The sequence below is a fragment of the Pigmentiphaga soli genome (assembly GCF_039541095.1).
Classification (GTDB): Bacteria; Pseudomonadota; Gammaproteobacteria; order Burkholderiales; family Burkholderiaceae_B; genus Pigmentiphaga; species Pigmentiphaga soli.
Genome location: NZ_BAABFO010000008.1, coordinates 190743 through 205791 on the forward strand (window position 1 = coordinate 190743; position 15049 = coordinate 205791).

General features: G+C 69.3%; 14 protein-coding genes. 9 read left to right on the forward strand and 5 right to left on the reverse strand.

What is annotated here, in order from left to right; genetic code table 11:
• The first annotated feature begins 20 nt into the window (after positions 1-20).
• The 4 genes from ABD927_RS10710 (at position 21) to ABD927_RS10725 (ending at position 4843) form a co-directional block, all read left to right on the forward strand.
• Positions 21-920 (forward strand): branched-chain amino acid ABC transporter permease, encoded by a 900-nt coding sequence (locus ABD927_RS10710; protein ID WP_345249130.1) that lies wholly within the window; start codon positions 21-23, stop codon positions 918-920.
• On the forward strand, positions 917-1666 hold the full coding sequence (locus tag ABD927_RS10715; protein WP_345249132.1) for an ABC transporter ATP-binding protein: 750 nt from the start codon (positions 917-919) through the stop codon (positions 1664-1666). Before ABD927_RS10710 ends, ABD927_RS10715 begins: the two co-directional genes overlap by 4 nt.
• A gap of 56 nt (positions 1667-1722) precedes the next feature.
• Positions 1723-2466, forward strand: coding sequence for an ABC transporter ATP-binding protein (locus ABD927_RS10720; RefSeq protein ID WP_345249212.1), 744 nt, complete (start codon positions 1723-1725; stop codon positions 2464-2466).
• An 88-nt stretch (positions 2467-2554) separates the two neighbouring features.
• On the forward strand, positions 2555-4843 hold the full coding sequence (locus ABD927_RS10725) for a UvrD-helicase domain-containing protein (RefSeq protein ID WP_345249133.1): 2289 nt from the start codon (positions 2555-2557) through the stop codon (positions 4841-4843).
• 86 nt (positions 4844-4929) lie between these two features.
• On the opposite strand, the gene ABD927_RS10730 is transcribed toward ABD927_RS10725, so the two are convergent.
• The 4 genes from ABD927_RS10730 to ABD927_RS10745 all read right to left on the reverse strand — a co-directional run bounded on the left by ABD927_RS10730 (position 4930) and on the right by ABD927_RS10745 (position 8064).
• A complete protein-coding gene (locus ABD927_RS10730) occupies positions 4930-5133 on the reverse strand; it encodes a cold-shock protein (RefSeq protein ID WP_345249134.1) in 204 nt (67 codons plus the stop codon).
• Between the two features lie 200 nt (positions 5134-5333).
• Positions 5334-6131 (reverse strand): BPSS1780 family membrane protein, encoded by a 798-nt coding sequence (locus ABD927_RS10735; protein WP_345249135.1) that lies wholly within the window; start codon positions 6129-6131, stop codon positions 5334-5336.
• 143 nt (positions 6132-6274) lie between these two features.
• The gene (locus tag ABD927_RS10740; RefSeq protein ID WP_345249136.1) at positions 6275-7243 is read right to left on the reverse strand and encodes a homoserine kinase; all 969 of its coding nucleotides are present in this window, start codon (positions 7241-7243) and stop codon (positions 6275-6277) included.
• Between the two features lie 68 nt (positions 7244-7311).
• Positions 7312-8064, reverse strand: a complete 753-nt coding sequence (locus tag ABD927_RS10745) for an LOG family protein (protein WP_345249137.1) — start codon at positions 8062-8064, stop codon at positions 7312-7314.
• A gap of 49 nt (positions 8065-8113) precedes the next feature.
• Here ABD927_RS10745 and polA point away from each other — a divergent pair, with 49 nt between their 5' ends.
• Positions 8114-10837: a DNA polymerase I gene (gene polA, locus ABD927_RS10750; protein ID WP_345249138.1), complete on the forward strand. Its 2724-nt coding sequence runs from the start codon at positions 8114-8116 to the stop codon at positions 10835-10837.
• Between the two features lie 12 nt (positions 10838-10849).
• On the opposite strand, the gene ABD927_RS10755 is transcribed toward polA, so the two are convergent.
• Positions 10850-11068 (reverse strand): RNA-binding S4 domain-containing protein, encoded by a 219-nt coding sequence (locus tag ABD927_RS10755; protein WP_425570236.1) that lies wholly within the window; start codon positions 11066-11068, stop codon positions 10850-10852.
• 169 nt (positions 11069-11237) lie between these two features.
• Here ABD927_RS10755 and ABD927_RS10760 point away from each other — a divergent pair, with 169 nt between their 5' ends.
• From ABD927_RS10760 to dapA, 4 genes are all read left to right on the forward strand, one after another.
• Positions 11238-12605: a tryptophan--tRNA ligase gene (locus ABD927_RS10760; RefSeq protein WP_345249141.1), complete on the forward strand. Its 1368-nt coding sequence runs from the start codon at positions 11238-11240 to the stop codon at positions 12603-12605.
• A 107-nt stretch (positions 12606-12712) separates the two neighbouring features.
• Positions 12713-13345, forward strand: coding sequence for an L-threonylcarbamoyladenylate synthase (locus ABD927_RS10765; RefSeq protein ID WP_345249143.1), 633 nt, complete (start codon positions 12713-12715; stop codon positions 13343-13345).
• A 34-nt stretch (positions 13346-13379) separates the two neighbouring features.
• Complete coding sequence (locus ABD927_RS10770; protein ID WP_345249145.1) at positions 13380-14027, forward strand: site-2 protease family protein; 648 nt, start codon at positions 13380-13382, stop codon at positions 14025-14027.
• 81 nt (positions 14028-14108) lie between these two features.
• A complete protein-coding gene (dapA, locus tag ABD927_RS10775; RefSeq protein WP_345249147.1) occupies positions 14109-15008 on the forward strand; it encodes a 4-hydroxy-tetrahydrodipicolinate synthase in 900 nt (299 codons plus the stop codon).
• Positions 15009-15049: the final 41 nt, after the last annotated feature.

Consider the following 15049-nt stretch of genomic DNA (forward strand, 5'->3'; position numbering starts at 1 on the left):
ATGCACAGTGGCTGGCGGCAGTGCTGCTGCTTGCGCTGCCGTTCGCCGCGCAGGCGCTGGGCGCCGATTATTACGTGGGATTTGTCACCCGGATGCTGATTTTCATGCTGGCAGCCGCCAGCCTAAATTTCATCCTGGGCTATGGCGGCATGGTGGCGCTGGGGCATGCCGGCTTCATGGGCGTCGGCGCGTATACGCTGGTGGCGCTGGTCGATGCCGGCTATACGTCGGCCTGGCCGATGTGGGCGGCGGCGATCGCGGCGGCCGGCGCAGCCGCGGCACTGGCGGGGCTGGTGTCGCTGCGCACGCGCGGCGCCTACTTCATCATGATCACGCTGGCCTTCGCGCAGATGATCTATTACGTGGCGGTTTCGCTGGGTGCGTATGGCGGCGACGACGGCTATACGCTGCCGATGCGGCCCGAGCTGGGCCTGGGGCTGGACGGCGGCGCCGAGACCACGCTGTACTGGGTGGTGCTGGCGCTGGCGGCGCTGGTTTTCGCGCTGTTCTCGCGCGCTGCGGACTCGCGCTTCGGCCGCGCGCTGGCCGGCATCCGCGACAACGACACGCGCATGGCCGCGCTCGGCTTCCCGGTGTTCGCGATCAAGCTGGCCGCCTTCACCGCGGCCGGCGCGGCCGCCGGCCTGGCCGGCGCGCTGCTGGCCGTGCACAACGGCTTCGTCAGCCCGTCCATCATGCTGTGGACCCAGTCGGCCACGCTGATCGTGATGGTGGTGATAGGCGGGGTGGGGCGCCGCTGGGGCGGGCCGATCGGCGCGGCCGTGTGGATCGCGCTGGAGGAATTCCTGCGCGAGCAGACCGATTTCTGGCACTGGCCGCTGGGCCTGTTGCTGATCCTGGCGGTATTCCTGGCGCCGCGCGGCATCGCCGCGCTGGCGGCGCGGAGGGCGCGCGCATGACGCTGTTCGCGGCGCGCGGCCTGGTCAAGCGTTTCGGCGGCGTGTCCGCCGTCGACGGCGTGGACATCGACGTGGCCGACGGCGAGATCCATGCGCTGATCGGCCCCAACGGCGCCGGCAAGTCGACGCTGGTGAACCTGATCTCCGGGCTGCTGCGGCCCGATGCCGGCACGCTCACGCTGGACGGCGCCGACCTGACCCGGATGCGCGCCGACCGCCGGGTGCGGGCCGGGCTGTCGCGCTGCTTCCAAGTCACCAGCATCTTCCGCGACGCCACGGTGCGCGACAACCTGCTGCTGGCCGTGCAGGCCCACGCCGGCGGCCATTTCCGCTGCTTCGGCGTGCGCGATGCCGAGCCGGCGCTGCGCGAAGCCGCGTTCGGGCTGGCGCGCCGGGTCGGCCTGGAGGCCGATTTCGACCGCGTGGCCGGTGCGCTGCCGCACGGCGCGCAGCGCAAGCTCGACGTCGCGCTGGCCCTGGCCGCGCGGCCGCGCCTGCTGCTGCTGGACGAACCGATGGCCGGCATGGGGCCCGACGAATCGGCGCGCATGATCGAACTGATCGCCGCGCTGCGGCGCGACGCGGCCATCCTGCTGATCGAGCACGACATGGATGCCGTCTTCCAGCTGGCCGACCGCGTGTCGGTGCTGGTCTACGGCCGGGTGCTTGCCGCCGGCACGCCGGCCGCCATCAAGGCCGACCCGCGCGTGCAGAGCGTCTATCTGGGCACGGAGGGCGAGCGATGAGTGCGGGGACCGGGCCATTGTTCGCGGCCAAGGCCGCCGCCATGCCCGCTACCGGCATGTCCGCTGCCCGCCGGGCCGTACCCGGGGCCGCGCCGCTGCTGTCCGTCCGCGGCCTGGAGGCGGGCTACGGCGCCAGCCAGGTGCTGTTCGGCCTGGACTTCGACATCGCCGCCGGCGAAGTGGTCGCGCTGCTGGGCCGCAACGGCATGGGCAAGACCACCACCATCCGCGCGCTGACGGGCGCGCTGGCGCCGCGGCGCGGCGAGATCCGCTTCGGCGGCGCGGCGGTGGCGGGGCGGCGGGCCGACGCGATCGCGCGGCTGGGCGTGGCGATCGTGCCCGAGGGCCGTCATTGCTTCCCGAACCTGACGGTGCGCGAACACCTGGTCGCTTTCGCCGACCGCCGCAACGGCGCGACGGCCGAGGCCTGGACGCTGGACCGCATCTACGCCCTGTTCCCGCGCCTGGCCGAACGCGCGCGCAACCTGGGCCATCAATTGTCGGGCGGCGAGCAGCAGATGCTGGCGATCGGCCGCGCGCTGTCGACCAATCCGCGCCTGCTGATCCTGGACGAGGCCACCGAAGGGCTGGCGCCGGTGATCCGCGACGAGATCTGGCGCTGCCTGGAACAGCTCAAGGCCGAGGGCCAGACCACGCTGGTGGTCGACAAATACGTCGACCGCCTGGTCACGCTGGCCGACCGCCACCTGATCCTCGAACGCGGCCGCCTGGTGTGGAGCGGCACCTCGGCCGCGCTGGCCGCCGACCGTTCGCTCTGGACACGCTACCTGGGGGTATAGGACGCCGTCCGGGCACCCGGGCAGTGCCGGCCGCCGCCGGAATGCTAGACTCCCAGGGTCCGCCGCCGCGCCGTTCCCCTGCCTCCCGATGTCCCTGCTCGACAACCTGAATCCCCCCCAGCTCGCCGCCGTTACCCTCGAACCGCGCCACGCCCTGGTGCTGGCCGGCGCCGGCAGCGGCAAGACCCGGGTGCTGACCACCCGCATGGCCTGGCTGATCCAGACCGGGCAGGTCAGCCCGCACGGCCTGATGGCGGTCACCTTCACCAACAAGGCGGCGCGCGAGATGCTCACCCGCATGACCGCGATGCTGCCGATCAACACGCGCGGCATGTGGATCGGCACCTTCCACGGCCTGTGCAACCGCCTGCTGCGCGCCCACTATCGCGACGCCGGCCTGCCGCAGACCTTCCAGATCCTGGACACGGCCGACCAGCTGTCGGCCATCAAGCGGCTGCTCAAGGCCGCCGGCGTCGACGACGAGAAATACCCGCCGCGCCAGCTGCAGAATTTCATCAACGGCGCCAAGGAAGAAGGGCTGCGCCATACCGCCGTCGAGGCCTACGACAGCTTCAGCCGCCAGATGGCCGAGCTCTACGGCATGTACGACGCCCAGTGCCAGCGCGAAGGCGTGGTCGACTTCCCCGAACTGCTGCTGCGCTGCTTCGAGCTGCTGTCGCGCAACGCGCCGATCCGCGAGCACTACCAGCACCGCTTCCGCCACATCCTGGTCGACGAGTTCCAGGACACCAACCGCCTGCAGTACCGCTGGCTCAAGCTCCTGGCCGGCGGCGGCGCGGCGTTGTTCGCGGTGGGCGACGACGACCAGTCGATCTACGCCTTCCGCGGCGCCAACGTCGGCAACATGGCCGAGTTCGAGCGCGAATACGCGCACGGCGCGGTGATCCGGCTGGAACAGAACTACCGTTCCTACGGCCACATCCTGGACGCCGCCAACACGCTGATCCGCAACAATTCGGGCCGGCTGGGCAAGAACCTGTGGACCGAACGCGGCCACGGCGAACCGATACGCGTATACGAGGCGATGACGGATTCGCAGGAAGCGCAGTGGGTGGTGGAAGAGATCCGCTCGCTGGTGGCCGAGGGCCGCCAGCGGCGCGAGATCGCCATCCTGTACCGCAGCAACGCGCAGTCGCGGGTGCTGGAGCATGCGCTGTTCTCGGCCGGCATGCCGTACAAGGTGTACGGCGGCCTGCGCTTTTTCGAGCGGCAGGAGGTCAAGCATGCGCTGGCCTATCTGCGGCTGATGGAAAATCCGCACGAAGACACGGCCTGGATGCGGGTGGTCAACTTCCCGGCGCGCGGCATCGGCGCCCGCACGCTGGAGCAGCTGGCCGACATCGCGCGCGCCAGCGGCAGCAGCCTGTACGCCGCCGTGGCCCAGGTGCCGGGCCGCGGCGGCAATAACCTGGCCCAGTTCGCGGCCCTGATCGACCGCATGCGCTTCGAGACGCAGAACCTGCCGCTGCACGAGATCGTCGACCACGTGATCGAGGCCAGCGGCCTGGTGCCGCACTACCTGCAGGAAAAGGAAGGCGCCGAGCGGGTCGAGAACCTGCGCGAACTGGTCAATGCCGCCGCCGCCTTCGCCGCCGAGGACGGCTATCCCTTCGACGCCGCCGGCGCGCTGGCGCAGACCCTGCCCGAGGCCGGCATCGAGCTGCCCTCGCCGCTGGCCGCCTTCCTGTCGCACGCGGCGCTGGAGGCGGGCGACAACCAGGCCAGCGAAGGCCAGGACGCCGTGCAGCTGATGACGGTGCACGCCGCCAAGGGGCTGGAGTTCGAGGCGGTGTTCATCTCCGGCCTGGAGGAAGGGCTGTTCCCGCACGAGAACAGCATCCTCGAACAGGCCGGCCTGGAAGAAGAGCGGCGCCTGATGTACGTGGCCGTCACGCGCGCGCGCGAGCGGCTGTACCTGAGCTTTTCCCAGACCCGCATGTTGCACGGGCAGACGCGCTACCACATGCGCTCGCGCTTCCTGTCGGAAATTCCGGAAGAGTGCCTGAAGTGGCTGACGCCCAAGACCGGCCTGGCCGGGCTGCCGCCGGCGGGCGGCTCTTCGTGGGCCCGTTCGGCCTGGGACGACGATCGCCCGGCGCGCGGCGATACCGGGCGCAGCAGCAAGGACGCCTATTACGGCTCGTCGCAGGGCTACGCCGGCCGCCGCGCCGACGCCGGGGTCGAGGTGGGGGGCGTACTGTTCAAGGTGGGCCAGAGCGTGGCCCACGCCCGCTTCGGCGAAGGCGTGATCGTCAGCCTGTCTGGCAGCGGCACCGACGCCCAGGCGCAGATCAATTTCGGCAAGGTCGGCACCAAGACGCTGGCGCTCGGCATCGCCAAGCTCGACGTGGTGTGATCCCGGGGCGGGCGAAAGCGCCGCCCGAAATGAAAAACCCCCGCAGGGCGGGGGCTCTCCGAAGCGGTGCTACCCGCGTTCCGGGCTCAGACCGGCCGGATGTTCGAAGCCTGGCGGCCCTTCGGCCCCACGGTCACTTCGAAGCTGACCTTCTGGTTTTCTTGCAGGGACTTGAAGCCGTCCATGCGGATTTCTGAAAAATGGGCGAACAGGTCGTCGCCGCCGGAATCGGCCGTGATGAAGCCGAAGCCCTTGGCATCGTTAAACCATTTGACGGTACCGGTTTCCATGGTGTTTATCCTCGATACTTAAAAAAGACTGCTTGACGGAATGCAGGACAATCAAGGAAAGAGACCAGAACAACCCTGTACCGCGAGGGTAAGCAATTTGTACAGCAACTCATCACCTGAAAATCGTGCCGGATCCTTATACGGGGGATTGGGGGCAGCGTCAACTGCTTTTAAGAATTGGATCGCCGTGCCGGTGGCGGTCAATGACGTTCCGGCAAAGCCATGGCCGGCCGCTCGAAGGCGTCCTGGCCGAAGATGGACACATATACCGGGTAGAAGCTGCAATATAGCGCCGCGGCAGCCAGGAAATTGAACGGCATCTGTATCAGCCCGGCCAGGTTTTCCGACAAGCCGGCCTCGACCAGCAGGCCGCCGGCGATCTCCAGCGCCGACACGATCACGAACCAGGCCAGGCCGTAGACCACGAACGCTCCCTTGTTGCGCCAGCACGCCACGCCGGAGAAGAACAGCGCCTTGCGCAGGCCCAGGCCCTGCCACGCGACCAGGGCCGGCGCATGCCAGAACAGGGCAGCGATCGCCACGTACAGCAGGCCGAAGATCGCGATCGGGAAGCGCATCGCCACCAGCAGCGGCGCCAGGTCGTTGTCGGAGATCTGTTCCAGCGTGTCGCGCAGCGTATCGGCGAACGGCAGGAAGGCCAGCATGCCGACCGCCAGCACCAGGGCCACGTAGGCGCCGCCCATCGCCAGCAGGCGCCGCGCCAGCCCCGGCCGCTTCAGCACCGCGAACAATTGCAGCGGGTAGACCGGCTTGCCGGCCACGATGTCGCGGCAGGCCTGCAGCGTCATCACCGTGATCGACGGCATCAGCACGACGAACAGCAGCGGCCCGACGGGCTGCAATTGGCTGGCCACCAGCACCATGAAACCGATGGTGAGGGCCCAGGTGAACATGGCGACCGGCTGGCGGCGGAACAGCGCCCAGCCTTCGCGCACCCATCGGATGCCCGCGTTCGGGGGAAGAGATGAGGCTTGCATGTCGGTTCAGTGGTCCATGGTGTTACATCCCCGGCCGTCGCCCTCCTGCGCCGCGGCTCGATCCAGGACGCCGCGGATCCGGCTTTGCCGGTCCGCGGGCGTCGCCCCTTGAGGGGCGCGCGAAGCGCGTAGGGGTGGGCTCATTACGGGAGGGGGAAGGGGGCCTGGGTGCGGCGCAGCCGGAGGATGCGCTCGAAGTGGGTGGGGTCGTGCGGCGTCAGGGTTTGCGCCGGACGCGGCAGGTGGAAGTCGAACAGGCGCGAGATCCAGAACCGCAGCGCCGCGGCGCGCAGCATCGCGGCCCAGGCGGCGTATTCGGCCGGCTCGAAGGGGCGCACGCCCGCGTAGGCGCGCAGGAAGGCGGCGGCCAGCGCGGGGCGGAATTCGCCGCTGGCCGGCGCCACGCACCAGTCGTTCAGGCACACCGCCACGTCGAACAGCCAGCGGTCGCAGCCGGCGAAGTAGAAGTCGATGAAGCCGCCCAGCTCCGGCGCCTCCGGCGTGCCGGCGAACAGCACGTTGTCGCGGAACAGGTCGCAGTGGGCCGGCCCTTCGGGCAGCGCGCGCCAGGTCGCGCCCTGGGCGAATTCGGCCTGGATGCGGACTTCGTCGAGCAGCATCGCGGCGGCTTGTTCGCCCAGGTAGGGCGCCACCACTGGCGCGGTGGCGCGCCACCAGTCCAGCCCCAGCAGGTTGGGCTGGCGCAGCGGGAAGTCGCGTCCGGCCAGGTGCATGCGCGCCAGCGCGGCGCCCACCAGCGCGCAATGGGCCTCGGCGGGCGCCATGTCGCACTGGCCCGGCAGCCGGGTGACGATGGCGCAGGGCTTGCCATGCAGCTCGGCGATGCGCTGGCCGTCGACCGTGGCCTGCGGGTCGGGCACCGGCACCGTGCGCTCGGCCAGGTGCCGCATCAGCTCGATGTAGAACGGCAGTTGCTCGCGCGTGAGCCGTTCGAACACGGTCAGCACGAATTCGCCGCGGCCGGTGGTCAGGAAATAATTGGTGTTTTCGATGCCGGAGGCGATGCCGCGCAGCGAAATCAGGTCGCCGAGCGGATAGCGCGCAAGCAGATCGCGGGCGTCCGCCTCGTCGACAGGGGTGAATACGGCCATGTAGGGTGGGGGGCGAAGGTCGGGAAACGGCGAAATCGCTTCATTTTAGCCCGGAAGAAGCGCCCACCTCAGAGATTCAGCAATGCCTCGCGTTCGCCGGGCGATTGCGTGAAGCCGGCGTGTTCGTAGAAATCGAAAATCGCCTCGACGACCTGTTGCGGATCGTCGATCAGCTGCAACAGATCGGGATCGGCCACCGAGATCATCCCCTCGGCCAGCGGCCGGGCGCGGATCCAGTCGAGCAGGCCGCCCCAGTAGTCGCTGCCGACCAGGATGATGGGCATGCTGCGGCTTTTGTTGGTCTGCACCAGCGTCAGGGCCTCGAACAGCTCGTCCAGCGTGCCGAAGCCGCCCGGCAGCACCACGTAGGCCGAGGTGAACTTGACGAACGCCACCTTGCGCGCGAAGAAATGGCGGAAGTACAGGCTGATGTTCTGGAAGCCGTTGCTGCTTTGCTCGTGCGGCAACTCGATGTTCAGGCCGATGCTGGGGCTGGGGCCTTCGTAGGCGCCCTTGTTGGCGGCCTCCATGATGCCCGGCCCGCCGCCGGAAACCACCGAGAACCCGGCTTCCGACAGCAGGCGGGCGATGGCTTGCGCCTTTTCGTACATGGGCGAGCCGGGCGCGGTGCGGGCGCTGCCGAAGATGCTGACCGCCGGCCGGATCTGGGCCAGCCGTTCGGAGGCCTCGAAGAACTCTGACATAATCCCCAGCACGTGCCACGATTCGCGCGCCTTGGTGGCGGTGGCGCGCTCCACGTTGACCACGTCGCGCAGGCCGGGCACGCGCCGCGTGTTCTTGGCGGCGATCCTCGGATCCATGCTGCCGGAAAGGTCTTCCTGTTTCTTTTGAATATCTCTGTGTTTCATCATGGCAAAGACGTTGCTGTTGGTCGACGGTTCCAGCTACCTGTACCGTGCGTATCACGCCCTGCCCGACCTGCGCAACGCGCAGGGCGAGCCGACCGGTGCGCTGTACGGCGTGCTCAACATGCTGCGCCGGGCCCGCAACGATCATAAGGCAGACTATATCGCGTGCATTTTCGACGCGCCCGGCAAGACCTTCCGCGACGACCTCTACGCCGACTACAAGGCCACCCGCAAGGCCATGCCGGACGACCTCGCGCTGCAGGTCGAGCCCATCGTGCAAGCGGTGCGGGCGCAAGGCTGGCCGGTGTTCGCGATCGAGGGCATCGAGGCCGACGACGTGATCGGCACGCTGGCGGTGATGGCCGCCGCGCAAGACGTGCGCACCATCGTATCCACCGGCGACAAGGACATGGCGCAGCTGGTCAACGACCACGTCACGCTGGTCAATACCATGAGCGGCGAAACGCTGGACGCCGCCGGCGTGGCCGCCAAGTTCGGCGTGCCGCCCGAGCGCATCGTCGATTACCTGATGCTGATCGGCGACACGGTCGACAACGTGCCGGGCGTGGAAAAGGTCGGCCCCAAGACGGCCGCCAAGTGGCTGAGCCAGTACGGCTCGCTGGAACAGCTGGTGGCGCAGGCCGATTCGGTCAAAGGCGTGGCCGGCAGCAACCTGCGCGCCGCGATCCCGAACTTCGAGCTGACCCGCAAGCTGGTCACCATCCGCACCGACTGCGACCTGGCCGCGCACATTCCCGGCCTGGACGCGCTGGTCGAGCGGCCGGCCGACCGCGCCGAGCTGGAGCGGATGTACGAGCGCTACGGCTTTCGCAGCTGGCTGCGCGAACTGACGGGCGACGCCGAGCGGATCCCGCAAGGCGATTCGCGCGTGGTGCAGGCCGAGGCGCCGGCGGCGCCGGTCGAGCTGCACTACGACACGGTCACCGATTGGGCCGTGTTCGACCGCTGGCTGGAGGCCATCGGCCAGGCCGGGCTGGTGGCGCTCGATACCGAAACCGATTCGCTGTCGGAAATGCAGGCCGGGCTGGTGGGCATTTCGCTGTCGGTGGCGCCGGGCCGCGCCTGCTACATCCCGCTCACGCACCGCCACCCGGGCTCGATCGAACAATTGCCGAAAGACGAGGTGCTGGCGCGGCTGCGGCCCTGGCTGGAAGACCCCAAGGCGCCCAAGCTGCTGCACAACGCCAAGTTCGACACCCATGTGTTCGCCAACGCCGGCGTCGCGCTGCGCGGCGTGGCGCACGACACCATGCTGCAGGCCTATGTGCTGGAATCGCACCGCGGCGTCGGGCTGGCCGAACTGGCGCTGCGCTGGCTGGGCCGCAAGGGGGTGGCCTACGAAGACATCTGCGGCAAGGGCGCCAACCAGATCTGTTTCGACGAAGTGGCGATCGACGTCGCCAGCCAGTATTCGTGCGAAGACGCCGACTTCACGCTGCAATTGCACGGCGTGCTGCATCCGCGCATCGAGGCCGACGGCAAGCTGGCCGCGATCTACGCGATCGAGATGCCGGTGTCGCGCGTGCTGTGCGTGATCGAACGCAACGGCGTGCGCATCGACCCCGACGAACTCGGCCGGCAGAGCCACGCGCTGGGCCAGGAAATGCTGCGGCTGGAACAGCTCGCCTACGAGCTGGCCGGCCAGCCGTTCAACCTGAACTCGCCCAAGCAACTGGGCGAGATCCTGTTCGAGAAGCTGCAATTGCCGGCGGTGAAGAAAACCGCCAGCGGCGCGCCGTCGACCGACGAGGAAGTGCTGTCCAAGCTGGCCGAGGATTACCCGCTGCCGAAGGCGCTGCTGGCCTACCGCGGCCTGGCCAAGCTGAAGTCCACCTATACCGACAAGCTGCCGAAGATGATCAACCCGGCCACCCAGCGCGTGCACACGCGCTACGCGCAGGCGGCGGTGGTGACCGGGCGGCTGGCTTCCAGCGATCCGAACCTGCAGAACATCCCGGTGCGCACGGCCGAAGGCCGGCGCGTGCGCGAAGCCTTCGTGGCCTCGCCCGGCTGCCTGATCGTGTCGGCCGATTATTCCCAGATCGAACTGCGGATCATGGCCCATATTTCGGGCGACGAGAACCTGATGTCGGCCTTCGAGCGCGGCGACGACATCCATCGCGCCACCGCGGCCGAGGTGTTCGGCACGCCGGCCGACCAGGTCACGTCGGAACAGCGGCGCTACGCCAAGGTGATCAATTTCGGCCTGATCTACGGCATGAGCGCCTTCGGGCTGGCCGCCAACCTGGGCATCGCGCGCGACGCCGCCAAGCACTACATCGACCGCTATTTCGCCCGCTATCCGGGCGTGGCGCGCTACATGGACGAAACCCGCATGCAGGCGCGCGACAAGGGCTATGTGGAAACCGTGTTCGGCCGCCGCCTGTGGCTGCCCGAGATCAACGGCGGCAGCGGCCCGCGCCGCGCCGCCGCCGAGCGCGCCGCGATCAACGCGCCGATGCAGGGCACCGCGGCCGACCTGATCAAGATGGCCATGGTGGCGGTGCAGGACTGGATCGAAAACCAGGGCCTGGGCACCCGCCAGGTCATGCAGGTGCATGACGAACTGGTGCTCGAAGTGCCCGACGCCGAGGTCGCCGGCGTGCGGCGGATGCTGCCCGAACTGATGTGCGGCGTGGCGGAGCTGAAGGTGCCGCTGGTGGCGGAAGTCGGGGCCGGCGCTACCTGGGAACAGGCGCATTGAGGCCGGCCGGGTTCAGCCGGCCGTCACTTTGATCCGTACGCCGTCCACCGTTACTACCTGGCCGGCCCGTATCTTGCACGTCTTGCGCGACTCCGGCGCGCCGTCGACCCGCACCAGGCCGTCGGCCACCATCTGCTTGCCGGCGCCGCCGGAGCCGGCCACGCCAGTCACCTTGAGCAGGTCGCACAGCGCGATGAAGGGCCCGGACAGCGGGAAGGATATTTCCTGCATCGGCACGCGGCCCCGGCTCATCGCAGCACGCCGGCGATGAACTCGATCTCGTAGGCGGGCATGCCGTAGGGGGTAGGGGCTGTCATCGGGCGTCCTTGGTATCCGCCGCCTATTCTACGGCCGCCGGGGCGTTAAACTGCTCGCCTGCCTTCCGGACCAGACACGCTTCATGAGAACCCGCATCCTGACCGGCATCACCACCACCGGCACCCCCCACCTGGGCAACTACGTGGGCGCGATCCGCCCGGCCATCGCCGCCAGCCGCGACGCCGGCACCGACGCCTTCTTCTTCCTGGCCGACTACCACGCGCTGATCAAGTGCGACGACCCGGCGCGGATCCTGCGTTCGCGCCTGGAGATCGCCGCCACCTGGCTGGCCGCCGGGCTCGACCCCGAGCGCGTCACGTTCTACCGGCAGTCCGACATTCCCGAGATTCCCGAGCTGTGCTGGCTGCTGACCTGCGTCACCGCCAAGGGCCTGATGAACCGCGCCCACGCCTATAAGGCGGCGGTCGACCAGAACGTGGCCGACGGCGAGGAGCCCGATGCCGGCGTCACGCTCGGGCTGTTCTCCTACCCGGTGCTGATGGCCGCCGACATCCTGATGTTCAACGCCGGCAAGGTGCCGGTGGGCCGCGACCAGATCCAGCACATCGAGATGGCGCGCGACATCGCCCAGCGTTTCAGCCACCTGTACGGCCGCGGCCGCGAGCTGTTCGTGCTGCCCGAGGCGCTGATCGAGGAATCGGTGGCCACGCTGCCGGGCCTGGACGGCCGCAAGATGTCCAAGAGCTACAACAACACCATCCCGCTGTTCGAAGGCGGCAGGAAGGCGCTGCGCGACGCCATCGGCCGGGTGGTCACCGATTCGAGGCTGCCCGGCGAGCCGAAGGACGCCGAGGGCTCGCACCTGTTCATCCTGTACCAGGCTTTCGCCACCGCGGGCGAGGCGGCCGCCTTCCGCGCCGCGCTGGAAGGCGGCATGGGCTGGGGCGACGCCAAGCAGGCGCTGTTCGAGCGGATCGACCGCGATCTGGCGCCGCTGCGCGAGCGCTACGAGACGCTGATCGCGCGGCCCGACGACATCGAAGACATCCTGCTGGCCGGCGCCGCCAAGGCGCGCGCGATCGCAGCGCCCTTCATCGCCGAGCTGCGGGCCGCCGTGGGGCTGAGCCGCCTGCGCGGCCCCGTCCAGGACGGCGCGGCGGGCAAGAAGAAGGACAAGGGCGGCAAGGCCGGCCGCTTCGTCAGCTTCCGCGACGACGACGGCAGCTTCCGCTTCCGCTTCCTGGCCGCCGACGGCGAGGCGCTGCTGCTGTCCGGCCCCTACGCCGACGCCCAGGCCGCCGGCGCCGACATCCGCCGCCTGCGCGAGCTGGCCGGCGACGAGGGCACGGTGCGCGCCGAGGGCGATTCCTACGTGGCGGTGCTCGACGGCCGCGAAGTGGCGCGCGGGGCGTCATTCGACGATCCGGCCGCGCGCGACGGCGCCGAGCGCAAGCTGCGCGCCGAACTGGCCGCGCTGGCCGCCGGCTGAGCGCCTGCCGTACCGCCGCGCCCGCCATTCGCGGCTGCCGCGGCCGGCGGCCCGGCCCCTGGTCCGCCGTCCCGGCGGCGCAATTCGCTTTCGCATGGAGGACTATCGTGGCGCAGTTCTTTTCGGTTCATCCGCAGAACCCGCAGATCCGCCTGCTGCGGCAGGCCGCGCAGATGATCGCCGCCGGCGGGCTGGTGGCGGTGCCCACCGACTCCAGCTATGCGGTGGCGGCGCCGCTGGACGACCGGCACGCGGCCGACGCGCTGCGCCGCCTGCGCGGCGTCGACGAACGCCACCACCTGACGCTGCTGTGCCGCGACCTGGGCGAGATCGCGCAGCTGGCGCACGTCGATAACCGCCAGTACCGCCTGCTCAAGGCCGCCACGCCGGGGCCGTGGACCTTCATCCTGGAGGCCACGCGCGAAGTGCCGCGCCGGCTGTCGCACCCGTCGCGCAAGACCATCGGCATCCGCATCCCCGACCATCCGATCGCGCTGGCGCTGCTGCAGGAAACCGGCTCGCCGCTGCTGTCGACCACGCTGATCCCGGCCGGCGAGGAAGAGCCGCTCAACGACGCGGCCGAGATCCGCGAACGCTACCAGCACGACCTGGCGGCGGTGATCGACGGCGGCGCCTGCTGCGGCGAGCCCACCACCGTGATCGACCTGACCGCCGAGCCGCCGCAGGTCCTGCGCCGCGGCCGCGGCGATCCCGCCGCCCTCGGCCTGCAGGAAAGCTAGGCGCCGCATCCATCGCAGCCATTACAATCGCGCGATGGACTCCGTCATTCAAACCATCGCGGTCTACGCGATCCCGCTGATTTTCGCGATCACGCTGCACGAAGCGGCTCACGGCTACGTGGCCCGGATGTTCGGCGACCCCACGGCGCAGCTGGCCGGCCGGGTCACGCTCAACCCGGTGCGCCACATCGACCCGGTCGGCACGCTGCTGGTGCCGATCCTGATCCTGCTGGCCGCCAAGCTGATGGGCGTGGGCGGCCTGCTGTTCGGCTGGGCCAAGCCGGTGCCGGTGGATTTCGGCCGCCTGCGCCACCCCAAGCGCGACATGCTATGGGTGGCGGCGGCCGGGCCGGGCGTCAACCTGCTGATGGCCATTATGTGGGCCATTGGCCTCAAATTGATGATCGAAAGCGGGGTGCAGGAGGATTTCTTCCTCGGCATGGCGGCGGCAGGCGTGCGGGTCAACCTGATGCTGATGGCGCTCAACCTGCTGCCGATCCCGCCGCTCGACGGCGGCCGCATCGTATTCAGCCTGCTGCCGAACCGATTGGCCTGGCAATACTCCAAGCTGGAGCCCTACGGCATGGTCATCCTGATCCTGCTGCTGGCCACCAACATGCTGGGTTTCCTGGTGGCGCCGGTGCTGGCGCTGGGCAACGGCATCGTCAGGCTTTTCCTGTGATGCGCGGATCCGCCGGCGCCTTCCATATCCGGTACACTTGAGCGATTTACGTTTTCGCGGCGCACGGCGCCGATCGACCGTATGGCAACCTCCGACCGCACACCGATCCAGGGCAGTATCGTCGCAATCGTCACCCCGATGCAGGCCGACGGGAAACTCGACTACGGCGCTTTCAAGTCCTTGCTGGACTGGCACCTGGCCGAGGGTACGGACGGCTTCGTGGTGGTCGGCACCACGGGCGAATCGCCCACGGTGTCGGTGCAAGAGCACGTGGAGCTGATCCGCTTTGCCGTGCAGCACGTGGCGGGCCGCGCGCCCGTCATCGCCGGTACCGGCGCCAACTCCACCGCCGAGGCGATCGAGCTGTCCAAGGAAGCCAAGCGCATCGGCGCCGATGCCGGCCTGTCGGTGGTGCCGTACTACAACCGTCCCAACCAGGAAGGTCTGTACCGGCATTTCCGCGCCATCGCCGAGGCGGTCGACCTGCCGGTCATCCTGTACAACGTGCCGGGCCGCACCGGCGCCGACCTGGCGCACGATACCGTGCTGCGGCTGGCGGAGGTGCCCGGCATCGTCGGCCTGAAGGACGCCACCGGCGACATCGGCCGCGGTTCGCTGCTGCTGAGCCGGGTGCCGGAGTCGTTCGCGGTGTTCAGCGGCGACGACCCCACGGCCGCCGCGCTGATGCTGATGGGCGCGCGCGGCAACATCTCGGTCACGGCCAACGTCGCGCCGCGCCTGATGCACGAGTTGTGCGCCGCGGCGCTGGCCGGCGATGCCGCGGCCGCGCGGCGGATCAACGGCCGGCTGGCCTTGCTCAACCGCAACCTGTTCGTCGAACCCAACCCGATCCCCGTCAAGTGGGCCCTGGCCCGGATGGGGCGCACGGCCCTGGGTTATCGCCTGCCTCTGGTCGAACTCGCCCCGCAGCATCACGCGGCGGTGTGCGAGGCGCTCCAGGCGGCCGGGATCGACGTTTGATTTTGCCCACGCTTTGCGTTTCATGCCGCCAGGCCTGCGCC